This window comes from Bacillus sp. AC266 (assembly GCF_979253805.1).
Genome location: NZ_CEEDEC010000013.1, coordinates 18,662 through 41,672 on the forward strand (window position 1 = coordinate 18,662; position 23,011 = coordinate 41,672).

Below are 23,011 nucleotides of genomic sequence, written 5' to 3' on the forward strand. Positions count from 1 at the left end.
TTACTTTATTATATATAATCCTAAAATACAGTGTCAATAAGACATACTCTACTTAGAAACAGGAAAAATTATCTCCCCTTTTCCGGAGAAGAAATAATCCCTTCTAGCAATCTTTAAAACGTACTCTTCATCATTCAACTTTTGAACTTCATCTTTTAGATTCTTTTCTTTTTTCGTTAATGAATCCAGTTCTTTTTTCATGTCCTTAACTTTTGCTTCTTTTGCTTTAATGGAACTGTTTTGTTGATAAAACGTCACACTAATACTAGCAATAATTGTAAAAGCAAAGACAAGAAAAACCGCTAAACGGCGATAAAGTCGCTTCCTGTTCTCATCCGTTTGTATTATATGTTCTTTAACAGGATTTGGACTCTGTTTGTCGATTGTTCTTTGTCTCAGTTCCCTCATTTCCGAGGTCCCCCTAACTTCTTTTTTATACGCACCCATAATTGGAAGATATGTCCCTTCAATTTTGCTACATATTGCAGGAACCCTACATGCTTCATTATAAAAAGTTTAACACGATTAGGGAGAAGTTTCCATATGAGCGAAGCAATAAACCGAACAGGCGAGAAAAAAACTTTCCATATGAAAAGTAATATCCAAATCACCATTTTCCATAACACATGTCCAATTGAAAGCAGTATACGAAATAAGAATAATATAAATGCAATAAATAGCTGTGCTATAATAATAACAGGTTTTATCATGAGTAGCTGTATAATTCGAACAAAAAATTGTGTTGTTTGTACAAAAATATAGATGAGAAAATTTAACATCTTCATGTATAGTGCTTTCAATAAGCTTTGATATGCTGCAAAACCACATAGTAACGCCAAAAATACATATATACGTAGTTCAGCTTCATTTACACGCAGTAATACATAAAAAACGAATAATGCTTGGACAATCCAAAATAGTATATCATGTATAAATACAAGCCAACGTTTACGCTCTTGGCGTTTTAAAAACCGTTGGTATGTATCTAAAGAAGCACCAATCCAAGCACCCATTCCAATCATCGAAAGCATTGTATACAACTGAATTGTTAGGCTCATTTAAACAGCTTACTAAAGAAGCCTTTAGTTTTCTCCCCTTGGTTCTCATCAATATACAGCATTTCATGAACTTTCCCTTTAATTGATACAACACCCTTTTCTACATCTAAATTCTTCATTTGCAAATTTTGACCACGAATTGTTAAAAAACCCATTACAGTCTCGAGTAAAAACTCTTCGCTATCAAAACTCTCTACTTGCTTTACACCAGTAATATCGATTACACGCCTGCCACGCATGATAATATCATGCTCTACAGAAACATTTTGTTGATTAGAAGACATAGGTGAGTAACCATTATTCACGAAAATCCCCCCATAGCTTTATACTAGCTAATAATAATGTATGAAGGGCTAACCTATTTTAGAACAAGCCTTCTTCCGCTTTCACTTTTTCCTCACGAACGAGACTATACATGTTTGCTGCATCTTCTTTTTTAGTTGTTTCTTTCAATTCATTTACTTTCACAGTTACTATTTTTTGCCCGAAACGAATTGTTAATTCATCCTCTACCTTCACATCTGAACTCGCTTTTGCCACTTGGCCATTAATCGAAATTCTTCCTTGGTCAGACACTTCTTTTGCTAATGTTCTTCTTTTAATTAAACGTGATACTTTCAAAAATTTATCTAGACGCATATCAAATCCCCCTATTAACGCTCTGTTTGTTTTGCCTCTTCCCATAAAATATCTAACTGTTCTAATGATAAATCTTGCATTTCCTTATTCATTTCAGCTACTTTTGCTTCCATGTATAAAAAGCGATCCATAAATTTCTCATTAGTTGAACGTAACGCTTCTTCTGGATCTAATTTATAATGACGAGCTATATTCACAAATGCAAATAGTAAATCACCAAATTCACCTAGCATCTTTTTCTCATCCATGTTTACAACTTCTTGGTGGAATTCTTGCCATTCTTCTAAGGCCTTCTCTATCATCGGCTGCACATCAACCCAATCAAATCCAACCTTTCCAGCTTTCTTCTGAATTTCATAAGCACGCATTAGTTGTGGCAAGCTTTTTGGAATACCCGCTAAAACAGATTCTTTCACGAATCCCTTTTCTTGTTTTTTAATTTCTTCCCAATTTGCAATCACTTCATCAGCATTATTTACATCCGTATCCCCAAACACATGCGGATGACGACGAACCATTTTCTCAGCTAAAGTCCGAATAATATCATCTATAGAGAACCAACCTTCATCCTCTCCAATTTGGGCATGAAGCATAACTTGTAATAATATATCACCTAGTTCTTCTACTAAATGATCATCATCCTCTTCATCAATTGCTTCTAGCACTTCATACGCTTCTTCAATTAAGTATTTCTTTAAAGATTGATGAGTTTGCTTTTTATCCCATGGGCAACCATTCGGTCCACGAAGATCAGCAATAATTGCTCTAAGCACATCAAACTGCTGATATAAGGACGCACGTTCCTTAACCGGCGGTACATACACACTCGTTAAATTATTTAATTCTGTTTCGTGATCTAACATGTATAACGATACCTTTTTCACTTGCTCGAATGAAGTCCCTGCAGCTGTTACGATATACACTTCGTAATCATCTGGCAAAATCTCCATTAACGTTAGCTTCACATCTGAAGCAACGAATGCATCATACACTTGGCAAAAGATTAAATGTTGACGTAATTCTAATTGTCCTCTTTCAAATGATGTAGCATCAATTAATTGGAACCCTTCAATCGGATCAATTTTTAGACTTGCAAACATCGGATCAAGGAAACTTTGTCCACCTTCAATTCGCACTTCAATATTTGCTGCTTCTCCTTTTTCCAAAAGTAGCTGAACTGTTCTTTCTGCTACAAGCGGATGACCTGGAACAGCATAAATAATTTCTGCGCCTTTAGCTTGTTCTAGCAATGTATTCGCAATTGTTTCATATACGATTTCAAATGTATCATGTGCCTCATATACATTATCAAAGGCCGTATACTTTATAGCTTCTTTCTCCAATTCTTCTATAACTGGGTGCTCCTTCGTTCTAACAAACATATGGTCTGCTTCTTTTATCTTTCGATATACACCCATCGTTAACTGATCTAACTCACCAGCACCTAACCCTAAAATAGTAATGATTCCACTCACAACCAGTCACCTCTATCCACTCTTCTTCAATGAACCTTCTTTTTTCTCTTGTTTCATAACGGTTCCTAATTCTTCTTTTGTAAATACACGTAATTTTAAAATTAAAAACATATATGCTAATCCACCGATAGCTACACCTAACAGCGCTTCAAGCGTCGCAATTCCTCTATGTCCTGTATCAATTACTAATCCGGACATTCGTAACATACGCATAAAGATTATTAATACAAACCCCATACCGATACCACTAATAGCTACACCTAACATATTCCGCCTATCAATAAGCGGCTCCGATACAGCTCGCATAAGTAACACACTATTTAGCAAGGCAATTACAATAAGCGCAACTAAAGTTGCAATTGCAGCTCCCTTTACACCAAAATACGGCATTAATATATAGTTTAAAACTAACTTCAAACAACCTCCAAATACAACGAATATTGCTGGTTTTAATGTTTGTCCCACTCCTTGCAAAATGGAAGCAGTTGTAATTGACAATGAACTAAATAAAATAGATAAAGATAAAATCGATAACACATCTGATCCATCACTATTTTCAAACAACATAATATTTGTAGGTTGAATAATACAAGTTAATCCAATAGCAGCTGCAGATCCAATAACAAATGTTATTTTCATTGCTAACTTTACCTTTTCTTGAATAAATGAAAGATCTCCTCTTTCTTTCGCCGCTGTAATAATAGGAATAAGTGACAATGAGAAAGAAGTTGTCACAACAGTACCTAATTGCATAAGCGGGATACTTCTATCATAAACACCTTTTAGTACCTTTGCATTTTCAACTTGCTCTCCCGCACGAATAAGCAAAGTATACAAGGAAATAGAATCCGCCATTTGTATAAAAATAAGGACTAAATTACTAACACAAATCGCTAATCCCTGCCAAAAAAGGATTCGAACAATCCCTTTTTTATTTCTAATTCCCTTCCATCCTTTGAAGAAAATAGCATGGAAATCATGACGCATATAAAGTAAAAGTACGATAATCCCAATAAGCCCGCCTGCAATTGAACCTAGCATGGCACCCGCACCAACTGTATATAAATCAAATCCATGAGCAATAAGGAATAGTGATAAAAATACAATAATAGAAACACGAATCGTTTGTTCAATTACTTGCGAAACAGCCGTCGGCATCATATTATTGAAACCTTGAAAATATCCTCTCGCTACAGATAAAAATGGCATTAGTAGGAATGAAAACGAAATAACACGTAATAATTTATCTAAATGTATATCGCCCATAGCCGATGCAATTGTTTCGGCCCCAAAGAATAATGTGAAAAACCCTATAAATCCAATTCCTAATAAAAACCAAAAAGATACACAAATAATTTCTTCTGCTTCTTTTTGTTTTCCTCGTTCTAATCTTTCTGCGACCATTTTTGAAATAATAATGGGAAACCCATAAGTAGCTAAAATCAAACAAAATCCATAAAACGGATAAATTTGTTGGTAAATATAAAAACCAACATCACCCGCTATATTTTGATATGGAATACGGTAAAAAGCGCTTAATACCTTCGTAACAAAACTTGCGATTGTTAATATAATAGCCCCACGCCAAAAGGCTTGGTACTTCTTCGCTTCCATACAAGAAAACTCCTTTTTCTATTCTCACCCCTCGTATTATATCACAAAGAAAAACTGGCTCTCCTTCATATTCCTTACATTCACTGACTTCTTTCAACAGCAAAAATATTCAATGAAAAAAGGTAGCAAAGCGCTACCTTCGTTCAATATACTTATATCTCCAAATAGTTAATTTCTCAAATAGAAATATCATAATTAGGAAAGATTGCTACTTATAGAAATTACACTTCGCTACTGCTCCATTTGTTTCGCTAAAAAGCTTGCAGCTGTATTTACTGATTTATGCTCTACTTCACTTATAATAGCCTCTTTAGAGAAGATAACGACAGCTCCGATTGGATCTCCATTTGCAATAATCGAGCCAATTGTATAAGAGCTCACTTTTTCTGTTACTCCATCAATAATTGAAATTTCGCTTTCATCTGTCATAATTACAGACTTACGCTCTTCCATTGTCTTCTCAATTAAATCGCCAACACTTTTATTTAAGTATTCTTTTTTAGATGCGCCTGCTACTGCGATAATAGAATCACGATCGCATACAAGCACATTATGTCCTAAGCTATCGTATAAAGCTTCCGTATATTCCTTTGCAAAATTACCTAGTTCACTAATTGGAGAATATTTTTTCAAAATCACTTCTCCATCGCGATCAACAAATATTTCTAGTGGATCTCCCTCACGAATACGTAAAGTTCTACGAATTTCCTTCGGAATTACTACCCTGCCTAAATCATCAATTCGACGTACGATTCCAGTTGCTTTCATTCTAATGCTGCCTCACTTTCTACTGATGATCAAAGTGGTGAATTTACCTGTTCATGTAAAAATCACCAACTATTAAACATAGTATTTTACACATTAGTTCTTCTATGCACGTCGAATTGTATTTTTTATCTTATATTAGGCATTTATTACTTCTTTTTTTACATCTGGCAAGCCTTTTAATAAATTTTCAGCAATTGTTAACCATTTCGACGTCTCTAATCCATTCGTTTTCATCACAATTTTCAATTGTGACCCCTCCATACCCAGACCGATCATACGGCCAAAACTACTTCCTAGCATGAATAATTTTCCACCATCTATATTTTGGCTCGCTTGTTCAGAAAACAGGAATGTTACTTCAAATTTATTTTGCTTAATTAACTCAATTTGTTCTTTCATTGCCAACACTTTAATGTTTGCAATTTGTAATAAATAACCAACCTCTTGTGGATAATCACCAAATCTGTCGATCATCTCTTCCTGCAGCTCTTCAATATCCTCAATTGCAGAAATACCTCTAAATTGTTTATACATCATAATTTTTTGTTTACTATCTGAAATGTACGCATCCGGTAAATATGCATCTACTTCTAAATCAATTTCAACATTAACGGTATTTTCAACTCCGTCTGTTCCTCTACGTTGCTCAATTGCATCTTTTAACATTTGAGAATATAGATCAAATCCGACAGAATCAATAAATCCATGTTGTTCTGCCCCTAACAAATTACCCGCACCACGAATTGATAAGTCTCTCATCGCAATTTTGAAACCAGATCCAAGCTCTGTAAACTCTTTAATTGCTTGCAGACGCCTCTCTGCAACTTCCGATAACACTTTATCACGTTTGTATGCAAAGTATGCATACGCGACGCGATTAGAACGCCCAACACGACCACGAAGCTGATACAACTGCGATAATCCCATACGATCTGCATCAAATACAATTAATGTATTTACATTCGGAATATCTACACCCGTCTCAATAATTGTTGTACTTACAAGAACATCATGCTGCCCTTCTAAAAACGATAGCATAACAGACTCTAATTCACCTTCATTCATTTTCCCATGTGCGTATGTTACACGAGCATCTGGAACTAACATCGAAATTTCATCTGCTTTTCTTTCAATATCCTCCACACGGTTATATAGGAAGTAAATTTGACCGCCTCTTGCTAACTCTCGCTCTATCGCTTCTCGCATTAACGCTGGATTATACTCTACTACATATGTTTGTACTGGGAAACGATTCTCTGGTGGTGTCTCAATAACAGATAAATCGCGCACACCAAGCATAGACATATGAAGTGTACGTGGAATCGGAGTTGCCGTTAATGTTAACACGTCAACATTTGCTTTCAATTGTTTAATTTTTTCTTTATGTGTAACGCCGAATCTTTGTTCTTCATCAATAATAAGAAGTCCTAAATCTTTATAAGTAACATCTTTAGATAAAATACGATGCGTTCCGATTACAATATCCACCGTTCCATCTTTTAAACCTTTAATCGTTTCATTTTGTTGTTTTCGTGTACGGAATCTACTTAGTAACCCTATATTAATCGGATAATCTTGAAAACGCTCTCGAATTGTTTCATAGTGTTGTTGTGCAAGGATTGTTGTTGGTACTAAAATCGCAACTTGTTTTTCATCCATAATTGCTTTAAATGCCGCACGAATAGCTACTTCAGTCTTTCCATATCCTACGTCACCACAAAGAAGCCTATCCATCGGACGTCCGCGTTCCATATCTTTCTTAATCTCTTCAATAGAACGTAATTGATCCTCTGTCTCTTGATATGGGAATAAAGATTCAAACTCTTGTTGCTCTGCCGTATCTGGTGTATATGCATAACCTTTCGAAGCTTCACGCTCGGCATATAATTTAATTAGGTCATCTGCAATGTCTTGTACAGATTTTTCAACTTTCGTTTTGACCTTCTTCCAATCATTTCCGCCTAATTTATAAACTTTTGGTTCCTTACCTTCAGACCCTACGTATTTTTGCACTTGATCAATTTGTTCAATTGGAACGTATAACTTATCATTACCTTGATATTTAATATTTAAATAATCTTTATGAACACCATTAATCTCTAATGTCTCAATACCTAAAAATTTACCTATACCATGATTTACATGAACTACATGGTCTCCAACTTTTAATTCCGAATAACTTTTAATACGTTCAGCGTTAGATAACTTTTGCTTACGTTGTGATTTTTTAACCTTCTTATGAAAAAGCTCCTTTTCAGTAATGACAACAAACTTTTGCATCGGCATTTCAAAGCCTGCATGTAAATCACCTACAGCAATTTGCAACCTTCCAGGCAATAAGATATCTGTCGCCTCTACAATGTCTGCATCAATATCATAATCACTTAAAATATGTTGTAGTTTTTTTACACGTTCATCATCTGTTCCAAGCACAACGGTCGTAAAATTACCTTCATTCCATCTATCAATTTCAGTTTTTAACAAATGCATCTGTCCGTGGAAATCTTGCATCGTTTTACATGTCACATTTACAATATTTTGAGGATGTGTGTGTGCTATATGGCGTAAGAATAACGTTAAATATACAAAACTTCTTTTTTTATTATGAAGAAACTCCTCAAACGAGTGGGAGAAAGATAAATCCTGAATAATTGTTCCTTCGCCAAGAAGTGAGATATACCATTCCGCTTCTTCTGTTTCAAGATGTGATGCTGTTTCTTGAATACGGGAAATCTCATCTAAAATCACAACACCATTTTCTGGTAAATAATCTATCAGACTAGCAGGTTCTTTATAGAAAATAGATAAATATTTAAACATTTGTTCTATACTCTGCCCGTTTTTCAACATTTCAATTTCATGACTAACCGTCTCAAGCACAGTAGTCTTTAATTTATCATCGGAAAGCTTTTGCATCGTCTTAGTCAAACCTTCTTCAAGATGCTTAATTCCCGATTTCAATTCTTCCTGTGAAAATAAAAACTCTGTTGCTGGACCGAACTTAACACTTTCCTTTTTATCTTGAGAACGCTGTTCATCCACATCAAACAATCGAATAGAATCGACTTCTGTATCGAAGAATTCAATACGAAACGGTAATTCTTCCGTTAATGGGTAAATATCTAATATTCCCCCGCGTAAACTGAACTCTCCTGGAGCTTCTACCATTGACTTACGCTCGTAGCCAATATGATGTAAAGTATGCAAGAGTGCATCTAAATCAATCTCTTGCCCTAGATTGATTTCAATTTGCCTTTGCTTCCATAATTCTTTTATTGGTAAAAACCTACGCAGCCCTGCAACTGGCGCTACAATAATCCCATTCTCTCCTGCAGCTAAGCGATTTAACACTTCAATACGCTGTGCCTTCAATTCTGGACTTGCAACACCAACCTCCGATGCTATCAATTCATTTACCGGATATAGCCAAACATCTTTTTCACCAAGTAACGCCACTAAATCTTCATGTACTTTTTGTGCTTGGTATAAATTGTGCGTCACGATAAGTTGTGATTGCTTTGTCTTTTTATATAAAGCTGCCATTAATAATGAACGAGAGGATGTTGCCATACCCGATACAAGTTGTTCTTTCAACCCATCTTCTAGCCCATTAATAACCGATTGTATTTCTTCATTTTTATAAAATTGCTCTAATAAACCTATCATTTTCAAAACTCCTCTCAACATAAAGAGCAAGTTACTATATTTTATGCAAATATTTTGGAAAAAGAAAACAGAAAAATGCTTTGGACACGCCAAAGCGACAACATTTTATTGCAGAAATTTTTCATATTCATAATACTCAGGATAAGATGCGAGCGTTTCTTGACACGATTCACAAATCGTTTTTATATATATATTTCCATTCTCATGAAAATGAATCATATCCACTACTTCTTGCTCTGTTAGTTGAAACAAAACGTCGCTATATACTTTTTCTGCGATAATGGAGCCCACATTACTTCCACAATGTCTACAGTAATAATAACCTTCCATACTAGCCTCCTAAATATCCAATTGCTACTAGTATGGGATAAAACAAAATAAAATATTCCAGATTGTGCGCTTAACTATTAAAAGTATTCATGATTTGGAGAAAAGGTTTATTTAACCATTCCTCACATGCATCTGCTGCATTTTCAATGGATTGATTAACGCCAGATATTTCTTCAGATGTAAAACGTCCTAATACGTAATCCACTACTTTCATCCCATTTTTCGGACGATCGATTCCCATGCGGATACGTTGAAATTCTTGTGTTCCTAAATGTGAAATTGTTGATTTCACACCATTATGTCCACCCGCACTACCTTTCATGCGAAGGCGTAATTTACCTACAGGAATATCTAAATCATCGTACATAACAATGAAGTCCTCGACATCAATTTTATAATAATCCATGAGTGGACGGATACTTTCCCCAGATAAATTCATATATGTAAGTGGCTTTAGTAAGATTACTTTTTCCCCATTAACAAAACCTGCGCCAAATACCCCTTTAAACTTTTGTTCATTCAAAGAAATACTCCAACGTTTTGCAAGTTCATCGATTGCCATAAATCCAATATTATGCCTTGTTAATTCATATTCTCTACCTGGGTTCCCAAGTCCTACTATTAATTTCATTCTTGTACCACTACTTTCTTTTTTCGATACGAAAAGACGTAACCAAGCTTGGTTACGTCTCATTCTATCCAATTAATTGAATAATACACTTACAGATTCTTCTTCGTATACACGAATGATTGCTTCTCCGATTAATGGAGCAACTGAAAGTTCATGTACTTTATCAATTTTCTTCTCTTCTGGTAATACGATAGAGTTCGTTACAACTAACTCTTTAATATTCGAATTTTGAATACGCTCAATTGCTGGACCAGATAATACTGGGTGTGTACAGCAAGCATATACTTCAGAAGCACCGTTCTCAACAAGAGCGTTTGCCGCTAATGTAATTGTACCAGCTGTATCAATGATGTCATCAATTAAAATTGCTGTTTTGCCTTCGATGTTACCGATAATGTTCATTACCTCAGATACATTCGGACGAGGACGACGCTTATCAATAATAGCGATTGGCGCTTTTAGGCGATCTGCCATTTTTCTAGCACGAGTTACACCACCGTGATCAGGAGATACGATTACGATATCTTTAAGGCCTTTTGCTTCAAAGTAGTCTGAAAGAATCGGTACACCCATTAAGTGGTCGATCGGGATATCAAAGAATCCTTGAATTTGCGGAGCATGTAAATCTAGAGTGATTACACGAGTTGCACCTGCTGTTTCAAGCAAGTTTGCTACAAGTTTCGATGTAATTGGTTCACGAGAACGCGCTTTACGGTCTTGACGCGCATAACCATAGTAAGGAATAACAATATTAATTGTTTTTGCAGATGCACGTTTTAATGCATCAATCATAATAAGTAATTCCATGATATGTTCGTTTACTGGGAAGCTTGTAGATTGAATAATGAATACATCGCAACCACGGATACTTTCTTCAATGTTAATTTGAACTTCTCCATCACTAAAACGATCAACAGAACATTTTCCTAGTCCTACTCCAATATGCTTTGCGATTTGCTCAGCAAGTTCCTTATTAGAGTTTAAAGAGAATACTTTCAAATTAGAATTTAGATATTGAGTCGACATCTAGATTAACCCTCCACATTATGATTTTTTCTTATTCAGCAATTGATCAACATAGTCTTCTTTGTTAACTTGACGTGCACGTGCTACTGATAATGCTTTTGATGGAACATTCTCTGTTATTGTAGAGCCTGCTGCCACATAAGCACCATCTTCAACTGTTACAGGCGCAACAAGGTTTGAATTACATCCAATAAATACCCCGTTACCAATTACAGTTTTAAATTTATTCTTGCCGTCGTAGTTCACCGTAATTGAACCACAACCAAGATTCACGTCTTCTCCAACTTGTGCATCCCCGATATAACTTAAGTGTGAAGCTTTACTTCTATTACCAAAAACAGTTTTTTTGATTTCTACGAAGTTTCCAACGCGCACTTCATCTCCAATAACTGAATCTGGGCGAATATGTGCAAATGGACCAACTGATACTTCTGTACCAAGTTTGCTGTCATGTACAGTAGATTGACGAATTACCGTACGATCTCCAATTTCACTATCGCGAATTACTGTATGCGGTCCAATTTCACAATCAGAACCAATTACAGTGTTCCCCTCAATAACCGTTCCTGGGTGAAGAACTGTATCACTACCAATAACTGCATCCGCAGAAATGTATGTGTTACTTGGATCAATAATTGTAACACCATTTACCATGTTCTTTCTGTTGATACGATTTTTCATAATAATTTCCGCTTGCGATAGAGCGACTCTGTCGTTAACACCTAACGTTTCATCGAAGTGCTCTGTTTGATAAGCTGATACAATATGACCTTCATTTTTTAAAATTTCAATAACGTCCGGAAGGTAATATTCGCCCTGTACATTATCATTTGAAACTTTAGAAAGTGAAGCAAATAAAGCTTTATTATCAAAACAATACGTACCTGTATTGATTTCTTTAATAGCTAATTCTTTTTCATTTGCATCCTTATGCTCAACAATCTTTTCAACATGACCATTCTCATTACGAACGATACGGCCATATCCAGCAGGCTCTTCTATGTACGCTGTTAGTACCGTCGCCATTGCTCCCGCTTCTTCGTGTTGCTGAAGCAATGCTTCCATCGTTTCAGCAGTTATTAGAGGTGTATCACCACAAATAACTAAAGTTGTTCCCTCTTCATTTGCAAGTACACTTGCAGCTTGATCAACAGCATGAGCTGTACCAAGTTGTTCTGCTTGTAATGCAAACTCACTTACGTTTCCTAGCTGTTCTTGTACCTTTTCAGCACCATGTCCAACGACTGTTACAAGTTTCTGCAATCCTAATTGAGATACTTCATTGACTACATGTTGTACCATTGGTTTTCCACATACAGGATGCAGCACTTTGTATAGCTTGGACTTCATACGTGTGCCTTTACCTGCAGCTAGAATCACTGCAAATCTGTTTGACATATAGACCCTCCATCGCAACCTATTTATCCATTAACGATATTATCCTAAATCATCATATATTTCAAGAAACACATTATAACTATTAAATTTTACCATAATTCTTATAAGATGTTTTACTCTTTAGTATCTTTTTTAAGGAATAAGCTATACTATTTTAAATGATTTTGAAAAAATTAGAAGTTTTTCATCTTTATTTTTTCAAAATATGAATTTTTATAATTAGAAACGTGTATTATTCAAAAAAAACAAACTCCTGTAAATGCTTACAGGAGTTTGCTACAAAATTATAAGACTTTCTTTCAAAAGCCCTTTTCATTCGAATTTTACGAAGCGCCTGCTTCTTCAAACTCAACCTCTTCTAACTCGCCTAAACGATGATACTCTGTTAAAACCGCATCTTGAATTTTAGAGCGTGTATTAGAATTAATTGGATGTGCAATGTCACGGAATTCTCCATCTGGAGTACGTTTACTTGGCATTGCTACAAATAATCCATTATTACCATCAATTACACGAATATCATGAACAACAAATTCATGGTCTAGAGTAATAGAGGCAATTGCTCTCATGCGGCCTTCTGTGTTTACGCGGCGTAATCTTACGTCAGTCACTTCCATCTTGTGTTCACCACCCTTTTCTAAATAAGCGATATATTTGTATAAATTCCACAAAATTTCTATTTTTCCTTTAATTTTTTAAAAATTTTTAAGATAAAAATTTTTATTGTAGTTGAATATAAGGATTAGTAGAGGTTATCGCTTACAAAGAGTTACTTAACTAGGGCAATTACTTCGATTTCAACAGAAACATCTTTCGGTAATTTTGCTACTTGTACACAAGAACGCGCTGGTTTATGAGTAGAGAAATAAGAACCGTATACTTCATTAACAGCATTAAAATCATCCATATCCTTCAAGAATACTGTTGTTTTTACCACTGTATCAAATGAAGCACCTGCTTCTGCTAATACCGCTTGTAAATTTTCAAATACTTGCTCTGTTTGTACTGTTACATCTCCTGTTACAAGTTCTCCACTTGCCGTTAACGGAATTTGTCCTGAACTATAGAACATATTATTTACAATAATCCCTTGTGAATATGGTCCGATTGCCTGTGGTGCTTTGCTTGTTTGAACAACTTTCATACTTTTCACCCTTTTATTATTTATTTTTACTCTTTAAAAATAGTGTACCAAAGGCAGTTTGTCCATCTATTTTGTAATTTATAAATAGGAATAAAAAAAGGTAAAGCTATCTGCTTTACCTTTTTATTCAGCCTCTACAAGCCCTTTATCAAATGGTGCAAGTGCATAATTCCCCTTTTCCACTTGAATCGCTTTTTCTTTCACATCAACTTCTGACAGACGAATTAATGATACAAAGTTATTAATAAGTCTTTCTTCAATATCCGTAGACTCTACTAATACGCCAATCCCAACAACATTAGCTTTAAACTCTTCTAGCATGCTCATCATACCTTGAATGGTTCCGCCAGCTTTCATAAAGTCATCAATAATTAAAACATTGGACCCTTCTGGAAGGCTACGCTTTGCTAAAGTCATCGTTTGGATTCGCTTAGAGGAACCTGATACATAGTTAATACTAACAGTGGGTCCTTCTGTTACCTTATTATCTTTTCTCGCAATTACTACCGGTACATCTAAGTAGTTCGCTACTGCATAAGCAAGCGGAATTCCTTTTGTCGCTACCGTCATAACCGCATCAATTGGTTGCCTAGCAAAAACAGAAGCAAATAAACGACCTGCGCCATTAATCTGGCGAGGATTACTTAAAAGATCCGTCATATATAAGTAACCGCCAGGCAAAATACGGTCTGGGTTTTCAAATAAGCTACAAAGCTCGTTAATAATCAGATTTGCCTCTTCTTCACTTATATAAGGAATATATTTCACTCCTCCTGCTGCTCCTGGTACCGTTTGCAATGTGCCGACACCTTGTTGTTCAAACGTTTGCTTAATAATAACTAAATCTTCACTAATGGAAGATTTAGCCGATTGATACCTTTCAGCAAAAAAAGTGAGAGAAACTAGCTGACGAGGATTTTGTAACAAGTAATACGTCAGATCGACCAATCTTGTACTTCGTCTAATTTTCATACTCTCACCTCAAATCACGAATATTCTAAACAAATCATAACGTATTATACGTCTTTATTCAAGCGTTTCTCGCTCTCCTAATAAACGCACTGCATATACTTGCTCGCAAAATCCTTTTAACCCGTTATATATGCGGTGCATTCGCGAATCATGGTGTACAAGACCAAATACAGTTGGGCCACTTCCACTCATTAATACGGCATCTGCCCCAAAGCGTTTCATCTGTGATTTAATACGTGCAACCTCGGGATGCATCGCAAACGTCACATCTTCTAAAACGTTACCAACAGTATCACAAATTCCTTTATAATCGCCATGGTTAATGACTTCAACCATTTTATCTACATTTGGATGAGTAACACGATTTAATTTTAAATTTCCGTACACGTCAGCAGTAGATACACCAATGTGGGGCTTTGCTAAAACAACCCAACAAGAAGGCGGAGTCTTTATATGTTCAATTTCTTCTCCTCTTCCAGTGGCAATAGCAGTTCCACCATATACACAGAACGATACATCTGATCCAATTTCTGCGCCAAGCTTTGCTAATTCATCGATTGTTAGCCCTAAATTCCATAACTTATTAAGGCCACGTAATGTCGCTGCTGCATCACTACTTCCACCTGCTAATCCAGCGGCTACTGGAATCGTTTTTTCAATAGTAATAGACACACCTTTTTTTACATTAAACTTCACTTTTAATAATTTCGCTGCTTGATAAGCTAAATTGCGTTGGTCGTCTGGGACATACCGATTATGGGACAAAATTTCAATACGGTCTTCTGCTAATTCCGTTAGCTCTAAACGATCTGCCAAGTCGATTGTTGTCATAATCATTTTCACTTCATGATATCCATCTTGTCTTTTTCCCAGTACATCTAACGACAGATTAATCTTTGCTGGTGCTTTCACTAGTAGCTTCAATCTATTCACCCACTCTATGTACTCAATCTTTTATCGTTTATTTTACCATAAATTTATAGTAAGACGATGACACTTCCCTAATTATATCGAAAAGCATTCAGAATGAAACTACTTATGTCAAATGATGGCACCTTTTAGCGTGCAAAAAGCCGAGGAATCTCTCCTCGGCTACCGTAGCATAGAAAGTATCTTACAACTACTGGTTTCGTTTCATTAATTGCTGTTCTGCAATTTCTATAGCACGTTTCACCATATTACCAGCATCTTTCGCACGAATTCCGCCCCATCCTTCTTTCTGAACAACATCATAAAATCCAAGCTCTTTTGCAAGCTCTTCTTTAAATTGATTTGACATGACTCCTCTTCGTCTACTCAATGCAGAGTCCCTCCTTATTTTGCTACGGTATAATTAGTATGCAAAATAATATAGCTTTTCATTTATGGGAATATATGTAACGAAAAATACATTAATTATAAAATACTTCATTTTGAGATTCATCGTAAAATGTTAGCTCTACTGTCTCTGTTAAAACATCTGCATAACTATAAGATACACGTTGCAATGCATCTTCTTGCTGGTCTAATTGTACAACAAACACAGAACGATACGTTTCTGCAAGTACACCTGATTGCTCCACAGTTTTTCTTCTCCCACTATTTGCCTTTAACATAAGTCGCTGTCCAAGATGGTGATCTAATTCGCTTTTAATTTCATCTAAACGTTTTGACATATACTTTGCTACACCTCGCTGTAATTTAGATTGAACACTTAAAACACGATATATCTATCCCAATTATTAACCGCAATTCACAGACAATATCATTATAAAAGCATCATGCGTTCAAATAGATAGAAGAAATACTATATTCTAAAAGTATCATTGTATAGTCTGCACGTTCTTGCCGCTTTTTATCCAGACTCATTTAAATCATTTCCACATAAAAAAGCAAGATACGTATGTACCTTGCTCATTCGTCATAATGTTGAAAGGGCAATCCTGTTCGTAAAATCCCTCTTGTTTCAATTCCGCCTAGTCCCTTTTCGCCAGTAATTGTATTACGCACAACGTCCCATACATTTACTCTTTCCATAAATGAAGTGAAACTAATTTTGCCAACTACATATACAGGATCTAGAGCATGAATATTAATTCTAGACGGTGAACTAGCAAAATTAGCACCTGCCCGAATCAACGCCTCAAAGTGTGATTGACAAGCCCCAGCAAAAATAACGAGTTGATCTAACGATGGATACTTTTTCCGCACTTCTCGAACGGCCTGTACAAAATGTCTAGAATGTCTATATGCTGCTAAATCTCCCATAACTCCTTTTGACTTTGTATATGCATCATGTCCTGTAATAACTAAAATGTCTGGGCGAAAATGATCTATTAAGTCTACTACCTTTTCATGCATCTCCGTTTCCTTACAATGAATACCTTGAACAGGAACGCCTATTTTATTATATAAATCTAAGCACTTGCGCAAATATAAAGGATCTCCATCTATATGCAATACACGTCCTGGCATTTGAAAATAATTCACTTCACTTGTATATCCACCAGTTGAATTATGTTCATGTCTTTGTTTCATCAACACGTAATCTTGCTGAAACAACCGGTAAGTACGCTCCATCGTTTCTTTTTCACGCTTCACTCTATTTTTATGTTCTCGTTGATCTATACTAACTAAATCTGCAAGTGGTGCATCCGCCACAAGTCTAATTTCCTCTCCAAATAATATTGCCATATCGCCTTTTATTTCTATAATACGAAAAAGAATATCCCTATTATGAGAATATCGTTCAACTAATTCTCCAACATGTAAATCCATTCTCCTACCTCCAAACTCCAAACTCGTTAGGCCATCTTACCTGTTTTTAAAGTATGAATTTAGGAAAGGAAAGGTGACAAAAGGGACAGCTCAAATTGAACTGTCCCTTTCATATTCTTATGACAATTTATGAAGAATTAATGCATTACTTAATGTTGCAAACTCTTCGATAGATAGCGTTTCGCCTCTTCGCTTCGGATCAATTCCTACTTCTGTCAAAATTCGATCCAACAGCTCTTTATCTTTCGGGAAACCATTTAAATTATTTGATAAATTATTCATTAAAGTTTTACGACGCTGTGCGAAACTCGCTCGTACTACTTCAAAGAAGAAAGTTTCATCTGTCACTTCTACAACTGGTTTAGGACGCTTTAGAAGACGGATAATCGCAGAATCAACATTTGGTTGTGGCACAAACACTGTACGCGGTACAGTCATAACTGTTTCTACCTCTGTATAATACTGAATGGCAATTGATAAAGAACCATACTCTTTCGTTCCTGGTTTAGCAGCTAAACGATCCCCAACTTCTTTTTGCATCATAACAACAAATCCACGAACCGGTAATTTTTCTTCAAGCAATTTAAATAAAATTGGCGTTGTAATATAGTATGGTAAGTTAGCTACTACCATTACATCTTGCCCTTCTTCAAATTGCTCACTAAACACTTCATGTACATCTGCTTTTAGTACATCTTTATTTATAACTGTAACGTTGCTATATGGAGCTAACGTCTCGTCTAAAATTGGTAATAATCTCTGATCAATTTCAAAAGCCACTACTTTTTTAGCACGCTTTGCCAATTGCTCTGTTAACGCACCGATACCTGGTCCAATTTCAATTGCGCCACTTTCTGAACCGATTTCTGCGTGATCAACGATACGATTTAATACATTCGTATCAATTAAAAAATTTTGTCCTAAACTTTTTTTGAATGAAAATCCATACTTTTCAACAATGTCTTTCGTACGATTTGGTGTTGCGATATCCTTCATTTTTTTTCCTCCTGTATTACTTGCTTATAAGCTTCTGCAAATGATTCCTTTGAAACCTGAAACATTTGTAAACGTTTATGTAACTGTTTTGCGTTTGTATAACCAATCTTTAATAGCTTACCCACTCTTTCTCTGCGACTCTTTGCCATTTCTCCGCCCACTAAGCCCGCATCGACTAGATCACTCCAACTAATTTCACTTGTGTAAGCTTCCATTTCTTCATGTATATTCTCTAAAGCACGGCGAATCGACTCATTAGAAGCATGTTCGATTCCAACACCCTTTTTCCTTTTAGCAAGTGCTTCTTCCTTCGTTAAAAAAGCATGCTTACATCCAGGAACCTTGTCAGAAATAATTTTTCGAATACGCTCTCCAGGATAATCCGGATCTGTGAAAATAATAACGCCTCGTTTTTGCTGCGCTAATTTAACTTGCTCAATAACGTGATCACCGATTGCTGAACCGTTCGTTTCGATTGTATCCGCATCAACAGCACGTTTAATCGCAACTGTATCATCTTTACCTTCTACAACGATAATCTCTTTAATTTTCATGCTTGCCTCCACACTCTTTTCATCTCTACTTAGTAAAACAAAAAAATGACGACTTTTCCATTATTATTTTCCCAATCGTACATTTTAAAAAGTAGAAGAGAAAAATCTTTGTTCACTATCCTTATTGTAACACTTCTATCTCCATCTTAATTTATCCACAATATTTCTACACTTATGTTATGAGTAAATAGTGGGTTCTTATCACTTCTACTATCTCTCTTCTCAAAAAACAAAAAAAGAATGGGACTCCCCATTCTTTTTTATTCAACACCAAATAAGGATTTGGCATTCTTTGTTGTTACTTGTGCTACTTCGTCATAAGAAATTCCTTTTAAATTCGCAATTTCTTCTGCTACCAGTTTTACATAACTAGGTTCATTTCGTTTCCCTCGAAATGGGTGTGGTGTTAAATACGGGCAATCTGTCTCTATCAATAATTTTTCTAACGGAATCTCCATAGCAACTTCTTTCGGTTTCTTGGCATTTTTAAATGTTACTGGCCCACCTAATGAAATTAAAAAGTTCATATCGACACATCGCTGCGCTACTTCTACACTACCGCTAAAGCAATGCATAATGCCCCCTACTTCAGCTGCATTCTCTTCCTCTAGGATATCAACAATATCTTGAGTTGCATCGCGGTTATGTATAATAATCGGTAATTTCACCTTTTTCGCTAATGCAATTTGTTTACGGAATACTTCCTTCTGTATTTCTTTTGGAGACTTATCCCAGTGATAATCTAATCCCATTTCCCCAATTGCAACTACTTTAGGATGAGCCGCTAATTCTTCTAACCAAGCTAAATGTTCTTCTTTCATATCGATTGCATCAACAGGATGCCATCCAACTGCAGCGTAAATAAAATCATAAGCCTCTGCTAATTCAATTGCTTTCTTTATCGTTACTTCATCAAATCCAACAACAACTGTATATGTAACTCCCGCTTCTTTCATTCTCACGATAACTTCTTGTAAATCTTCTTCAAATTGCTCTGCATTTAAATGTGAATGTGTATCAAACAACATAATAAATAACTCCTTTTATATTGAAATCAATTCTCTCATAGAAAAACTACACTCTTTCTAACTTAACGATAACAATACTTCAATTTTAATGCAAAAAACGGAATGTAAAAAGAAAAAAGACGCTTCACCAATGTTACACGTGAAACATCTCTTTTCTTGTCTCAATTACTTGATTTTTGTACCATTTGGTAAATTCTGGTCAATTGACGCTAATGACAATACGCCATTCTCTTCACCTGCTAAAATCATACCTTGTGATAATTCACCACGTAATTTTACAGGTTTTAAATTCGTTACACAAATAACCTTTTTACCTTTTAGTTCTTCTGGGGAATAGAATTTAGCAATCCCAGAAACCACTTGGCGCTTCTCTGTACCTAAATCAAGCTGAATTTTTAACAACTTATCTGCTTTTTTCACAGGTTCAGCGGATATTACTTCAGCTACTCGTAATTCTACTTTAAAGAAATCATCAATTGTAATTTCTTCTGCCTTTGGTTCTTCTGCTTTTTTCTCTTCTACTTTAGGAGCAGAACCTTGCATTTGTTCTTTAATATACCCCACTTCTACTTCCATTTCCAAACGAGGGAAGATTGGGTTTCCTTTTTCTACTTTTGTTCCAGCTGGAATACATCCAATTGTAGATAGGCTTTCCCAAGATTTATGCGCCTCTTCAGTAAGTCCAAGTTGAGCAAACATCTTACTTGGTGCTACTGTTAGGAATGGCATAAGCATAATACCTGTTTGACGAAGTACCTCAGCTAAGTGGGCCATTACAGACGCAAGTTTTTCGCGATCATTCTCATCCTTCGCTAATACCCACGGCTGCGTTTCATCAATATATTTGTTCGTACGGCTAACTAATTGCCAAATGGAACTTAGCGCTACAGAGAATTCCATATTCTCCATTGCCTCTTCTACTTTTTTCAATGTATCTTTGGCAAATGTCACTAACGTTTCATCGAACTCAGTTACATTTGCTTTAAATGCAGGGATTTCCCCGTTAAAGTATTTATCAATCATAGCTACTGTACGATTTAATAAGTTACCTAAATCATTCGCTAAATCAAAGTTGATTCGTTCAACAAATCCTTCTGGTGTGAATACCCCATCAGATCCAAATGGAACTTCGCGAAGTAAGTAGTAACGCAATGCATCTAATCCGTAACGATCAATTAGTGTAACTGGATCTACTACGTTTCCTTTTGACTTACTCATTTTTCCATCCTTCATTAAAATCCAGCCATGAGCAAAGACTTTCTTCGGAAGTGGTAAATCTAAAGCCATTAAAATAATTGGCCAATAAATTGTGTGGAAACGAACGATTTCTTTCCCAACTAAATGGACATCTGCTGGCCAGAATTTTTTATACTTCTCTTCATTTTCTGTTCCATATCCTAATGCAGTAATGTAATTAGACAACGCATCTACCCATACGTAAATAACGTGTTTGGGGTTACCTGGAACACGAACTCCCCAGTCAAATGAAGTACGAGAAACAGCTAAATCTTCTAATCCTGGTTTAATGAAGTTATTAATCATTTCATTTTTACGGGACTCCGGCTGAATGAAATGAGGGTTATCTTCATAGAACTTTAATAGTCGGTCTACATATTTACCCATTCTAAAGAAATAAGACTCTTCGCGAACAAGTTCTACAGCGTGACCACTATCTGGGCTTTTTCCACCAACTACTTTGTCACCTTCCATAATTGGATCTACTAATTGATGCGCTGTATAGAATGTTTCATCTTGTACAGAATACCAACCTTCATATTCATCAAGATAAATATCGCCTTGATCTACTAGTTGCTTGAAGATTTTCTCAACAACATCTTTATGACGATCTTCAGTTGTACGAATAAAATCATCATAAGAGATATCCATCTTCTCCCAAAGTTCTTTAATCCCTGATACAATGTTATCCACATATGCCTGTGGTGTAACATTTAGTTCTTCTGCTTTCTTTTGGATCTTCTGTCCATGCTCATCAGTTCCTGTTAAATAATGAACATTGTATCCTTGCATACGCTTATATCGTGCCATCGCATCTCCTGCTACTGTCGTATAAGCATGTCCAATGTGTAACTTTCCACTTGGATAATAAATTGGGGTAGTAATATAAAAGGACTTATTTTCCTCTTTCATCGTTTTGGACCTCCCGAATAACCTCATATGTATTTATAAACAGTATATCAAAAACTCATATATAAAGTGAAACTTTAATCCGTGGAGAGGGTTCATCCCCCATGGATTATTAGCCCACACCAATCGGGCTTTTACGAGCAGCCCGACTCCCACTTAACTTCTTTGCTCCGGCTAAATTTTAAAGTGGGAGTCTTACTGCTCGCAAATAGCGGGATAAAAACGAGTTAATGCTCGATATCTTTATCATCTATTACTCATATTCAAAAAAATATACAATATATTTCCCGAAAAGTATAAACATTACAAAAAAAATACAAAACAATTGTAGAAATGACTTACATTCTATCATATATAAGAAGTATAAAAATCTATAAATCTTTTTAAAAAATATAGAATTTAATAATTGACGGAAATGTAAATGATTGGTATCATATGTCCATAGGGTATTTTGTCGAAAAATGACGAATCAAAAAAATAGACTCGAAACTTATAAACTATTTATTTAGGAGGAAAAGAATTATGAAATCTACTGGTATCGTTCGTAAAGTTGATGAATTAGGTCGTGTAGTAATTCCAATCGAATTACGCCGTACTTTAGGTATTGCAGAAAAGGATGCTCTTGAAATCTACGTTGATGATGAAAAAATCATTTTAAAGAAATATAAACCAAACATGACTTGCCAAGTAACTGGTGAAGTATCTGATGGTAACCTATCTTTAGCTGAAGGTAAAATTATCTTAAGTAAAGAAGGCGCTGAACAAGTCTTAAACGAACTTCAAGATTATATCGAAACAGCAAAATAAGCT

The 23,011-nt window shown here is 35.6% G+C and carries 24 protein-coding genes; 1 reads left to right on the forward strand and 23 read right to left on the reverse strand.

Annotated features, from left to right (window positions below; genetic code table 11):
- Positions 1-48 precede the first annotated feature (48 nt).
- The 23 genes from divIC to metG all read right to left on the reverse strand — a co-directional run bounded on the left by divIC (position 49) and on the right by metG (position 22,204).
- A complete protein-coding gene (divIC, locus tag AC0IXC_RS28280) occupies positions 49-408 on the reverse strand; it encodes a cell division protein DivIC (RefSeq protein ID WP_002091572.1) in 360 nt (119 codons plus the stop codon).
- On the reverse strand, positions 405-1,058 hold the full coding sequence (gene yabQ / locus AC0IXC_RS28285; protein WP_002091573.1) for a spore cortex biosynthesis protein YabQ: 654 nt from the start codon (positions 1,056-1,058) through the stop codon (positions 405-407). Before yabQ ends, divIC begins: the two co-directional genes overlap by 4 nt.
- On the reverse strand, positions 1,055-1,363 hold the full coding sequence (gene yabP / locus AC0IXC_RS28290) for a sporulation protein YabP (RefSeq protein WP_001059101.1): 309 nt from the start codon (positions 1,361-1,363) through the stop codon (positions 1,055-1,057). The genes yabQ and yabP overlap by 4 nt, the downstream gene beginning before the upstream one ends.
- Positions 1,364-1,421: 58 nt before the next feature.
- On the reverse strand, positions 1,422-1,697 hold the full coding sequence (locus AC0IXC_RS28295; protein WP_002009677.1) for an RNA-binding S4 domain-containing protein: 276 nt from the start codon (positions 1,695-1,697) through the stop codon (positions 1,422-1,424).
- A gap of 14 nt (positions 1,698-1,711) precedes the next feature.
- On the reverse strand, positions 1,712-3,172 hold the full coding sequence (gene yabN / locus AC0IXC_RS28300) for a bifunctional methyltransferase/pyrophosphohydrolase YabN (protein ID WP_471653653.1): 1,461 nt from the start codon (positions 3,170-3,172) through the stop codon (positions 1,712-1,714).
- A gap of 12 nt (positions 3,173-3,184) precedes the next feature.
- Positions 3,185-4,786, reverse strand: coding sequence for a putative polysaccharide biosynthesis protein (locus AC0IXC_RS28305; protein ID WP_002029318.1), 1,602 nt, complete (start codon positions 4,784-4,786; stop codon positions 3,185-3,187).
- Positions 4,787-5,017: 231 nt separating this feature from the next.
- Positions 5,018-5,554 (reverse strand): stage V sporulation protein T, encoded by a 537-nt coding sequence (spoVT, locus tag AC0IXC_RS28310; RefSeq protein WP_002009670.1) that lies wholly within the window; start codon positions 5,552-5,554, stop codon positions 5,018-5,020.
- 135 nt (positions 5,555-5,689) lie between these two features.
- Positions 5,690-9,220, reverse strand: coding sequence for a transcription-repair coupling factor (gene mfd / locus AC0IXC_RS28315; RefSeq protein ID WP_016102352.1), 3,531 nt, complete (start codon positions 9,218-9,220; stop codon positions 5,690-5,692).
- A 105-nt stretch (positions 9,221-9,325) separates the two neighbouring features.
- Positions 9,326-9,550 (reverse strand): anti-sigma-F factor Fin family protein, encoded by a 225-nt coding sequence (locus tag AC0IXC_RS28320; RefSeq protein ID WP_002091576.1) that lies wholly within the window; start codon positions 9,548-9,550, stop codon positions 9,326-9,328.
- 70 nt (positions 9,551-9,620) lie between these two features.
- Positions 9,621-10,181, reverse strand: coding sequence for an aminoacyl-tRNA hydrolase (gene pth, locus AC0IXC_RS28325; protein ID WP_002144538.1), 561 nt, complete (start codon positions 10,179-10,181; stop codon positions 9,621-9,623).
- 72 nt (positions 10,182-10,253) lie between these two features.
- Positions 10,254-11,207, reverse strand: a complete 954-nt coding sequence (locus AC0IXC_RS28330; RefSeq protein ID WP_002091580.1) for a ribose-phosphate diphosphokinase — start codon at positions 11,205-11,207, stop codon at positions 10,254-10,256.
- An 18-nt stretch (positions 11,208-11,225) separates the two neighbouring features.
- Positions 11,226-12,605 (reverse strand): bifunctional UDP-N-acetylglucosamine diphosphorylase/glucosamine-1-phosphate N-acetyltransferase GlmU, encoded by a 1,380-nt coding sequence (gene glmU, locus AC0IXC_RS28335; RefSeq protein ID WP_002166365.1) that lies wholly within the window; start codon positions 12,603-12,605, stop codon positions 11,226-11,228.
- Positions 12,606-12,928: 323 nt separating this feature from the next.
- Positions 12,929-13,222 carry a septation regulator SpoVG gene (gene spoVG / locus AC0IXC_RS28340; RefSeq protein ID WP_000454042.1) on the reverse strand — a complete coding sequence of 98 codons (294 nt, stop codon included), beginning with the start codon at positions 13,220-13,222 and terminating at the stop codon, positions 12,929-12,931.
- A gap of 152 nt (positions 13,223-13,374) precedes the next feature.
- Positions 13,375-13,749 carry a RidA family protein gene (locus tag AC0IXC_RS28345; protein ID WP_000869819.1) on the reverse strand — a complete coding sequence of 125 codons (375 nt, stop codon included), beginning with the start codon at positions 13,747-13,749 and terminating at the stop codon, positions 13,375-13,377.
- Positions 13,750-13,872: 123 nt separating this feature from the next.
- Complete coding sequence (gene purR / locus AC0IXC_RS28350; RefSeq protein ID WP_002091587.1) at positions 13,873-14,721, reverse strand: pur operon repressor; 849 nt, start codon at positions 14,719-14,721, stop codon at positions 13,873-13,875.
- Between the two features lie 54 nt (positions 14,722-14,775).
- Entirely contained in the window at positions 14,776-15,645 is an 870-nt protein-coding gene (ispE, locus tag AC0IXC_RS28355; RefSeq protein ID WP_012260164.1) for a 4-(cytidine 5'-diphospho)-2-C-methyl-D-erythritol kinase, read from the reverse strand.
- Between the two features lie 196 nt (positions 15,646-15,841).
- Positions 15,842-16,021, reverse strand: coding sequence for an acid-soluble spore protein SspF (gene sspF, locus AC0IXC_RS28360; RefSeq protein WP_002094215.1), 180 nt, complete (start codon positions 16,019-16,021; stop codon positions 15,842-15,844).
- 91 nt (positions 16,022-16,112) lie between these two features.
- Positions 16,113-16,376 carry a biofilm formation stimulator Veg gene (gene veg / locus AC0IXC_RS28365; protein ID WP_002009653.1) on the reverse strand — a complete coding sequence of 88 codons (264 nt, stop codon included), beginning with the start codon at positions 16,374-16,376 and terminating at the stop codon, positions 16,113-16,115.
- A 238-nt stretch (positions 16,377-16,614) separates the two neighbouring features.
- Positions 16,615-17,478 carry a sporulation peptidase YabG gene (gene yabG, locus AC0IXC_RS28370; RefSeq protein WP_002009651.1) on the reverse strand — a complete coding sequence of 288 codons (864 nt, stop codon included), beginning with the start codon at positions 17,476-17,478 and terminating at the stop codon, positions 16,615-16,617.
- Between the two features lie 117 nt (positions 17,479-17,595).
- On the reverse strand, positions 17,596-18,474 hold the full coding sequence (gene rsmA, locus AC0IXC_RS28375; RefSeq protein WP_002091590.1) for a 16S rRNA (adenine(1518)-N(6)/adenine(1519)-N(6))-dimethyltransferase RsmA: 879 nt from the start codon (positions 18,472-18,474) through the stop codon (positions 17,596-17,598).
- Complete coding sequence (gene rnmV, locus AC0IXC_RS28380) at positions 18,471-19,028, reverse strand: ribonuclease M5 (protein WP_002029323.1); 558 nt, start codon at positions 19,026-19,028, stop codon at positions 18,471-18,473. Before rnmV ends, rsmA begins: the two co-directional genes overlap by 4 nt.
- Before the next feature lie 260 nt (positions 19,029-19,288).
- A complete protein-coding gene (locus AC0IXC_RS28385; RefSeq protein ID WP_215590554.1) occupies positions 19,289-20,056 on the reverse strand; it encodes a TatD family hydrolase in 768 nt (255 codons plus the stop codon).
- Positions 20,057-20,221: 165 nt separating this feature from the next.
- The gene (gene metG / locus AC0IXC_RS28390) at positions 20,222-22,204 is read right to left on the reverse strand and encodes a methionine--tRNA ligase (RefSeq protein ID WP_002029324.1); all 1,983 of its coding nucleotides are present in this window, start codon (positions 22,202-22,204) and stop codon (positions 20,222-20,224) included.
- 519 nt (positions 22,205-22,723) lie between these two features.
- Here metG and AC0IXC_RS28395 point away from each other — a divergent pair.
- The gene (locus tag AC0IXC_RS28395; RefSeq protein WP_000843037.1) at positions 22,724-23,008 is read left to right on the forward strand and encodes an AbrB/MazE/SpoVT family DNA-binding domain-containing protein; all 285 of its coding nucleotides are present in this window, start codon (positions 22,724-22,726) and stop codon (positions 23,006-23,008) included.
- Positions 23,009-23,011: the final 3 nt, after the last annotated feature.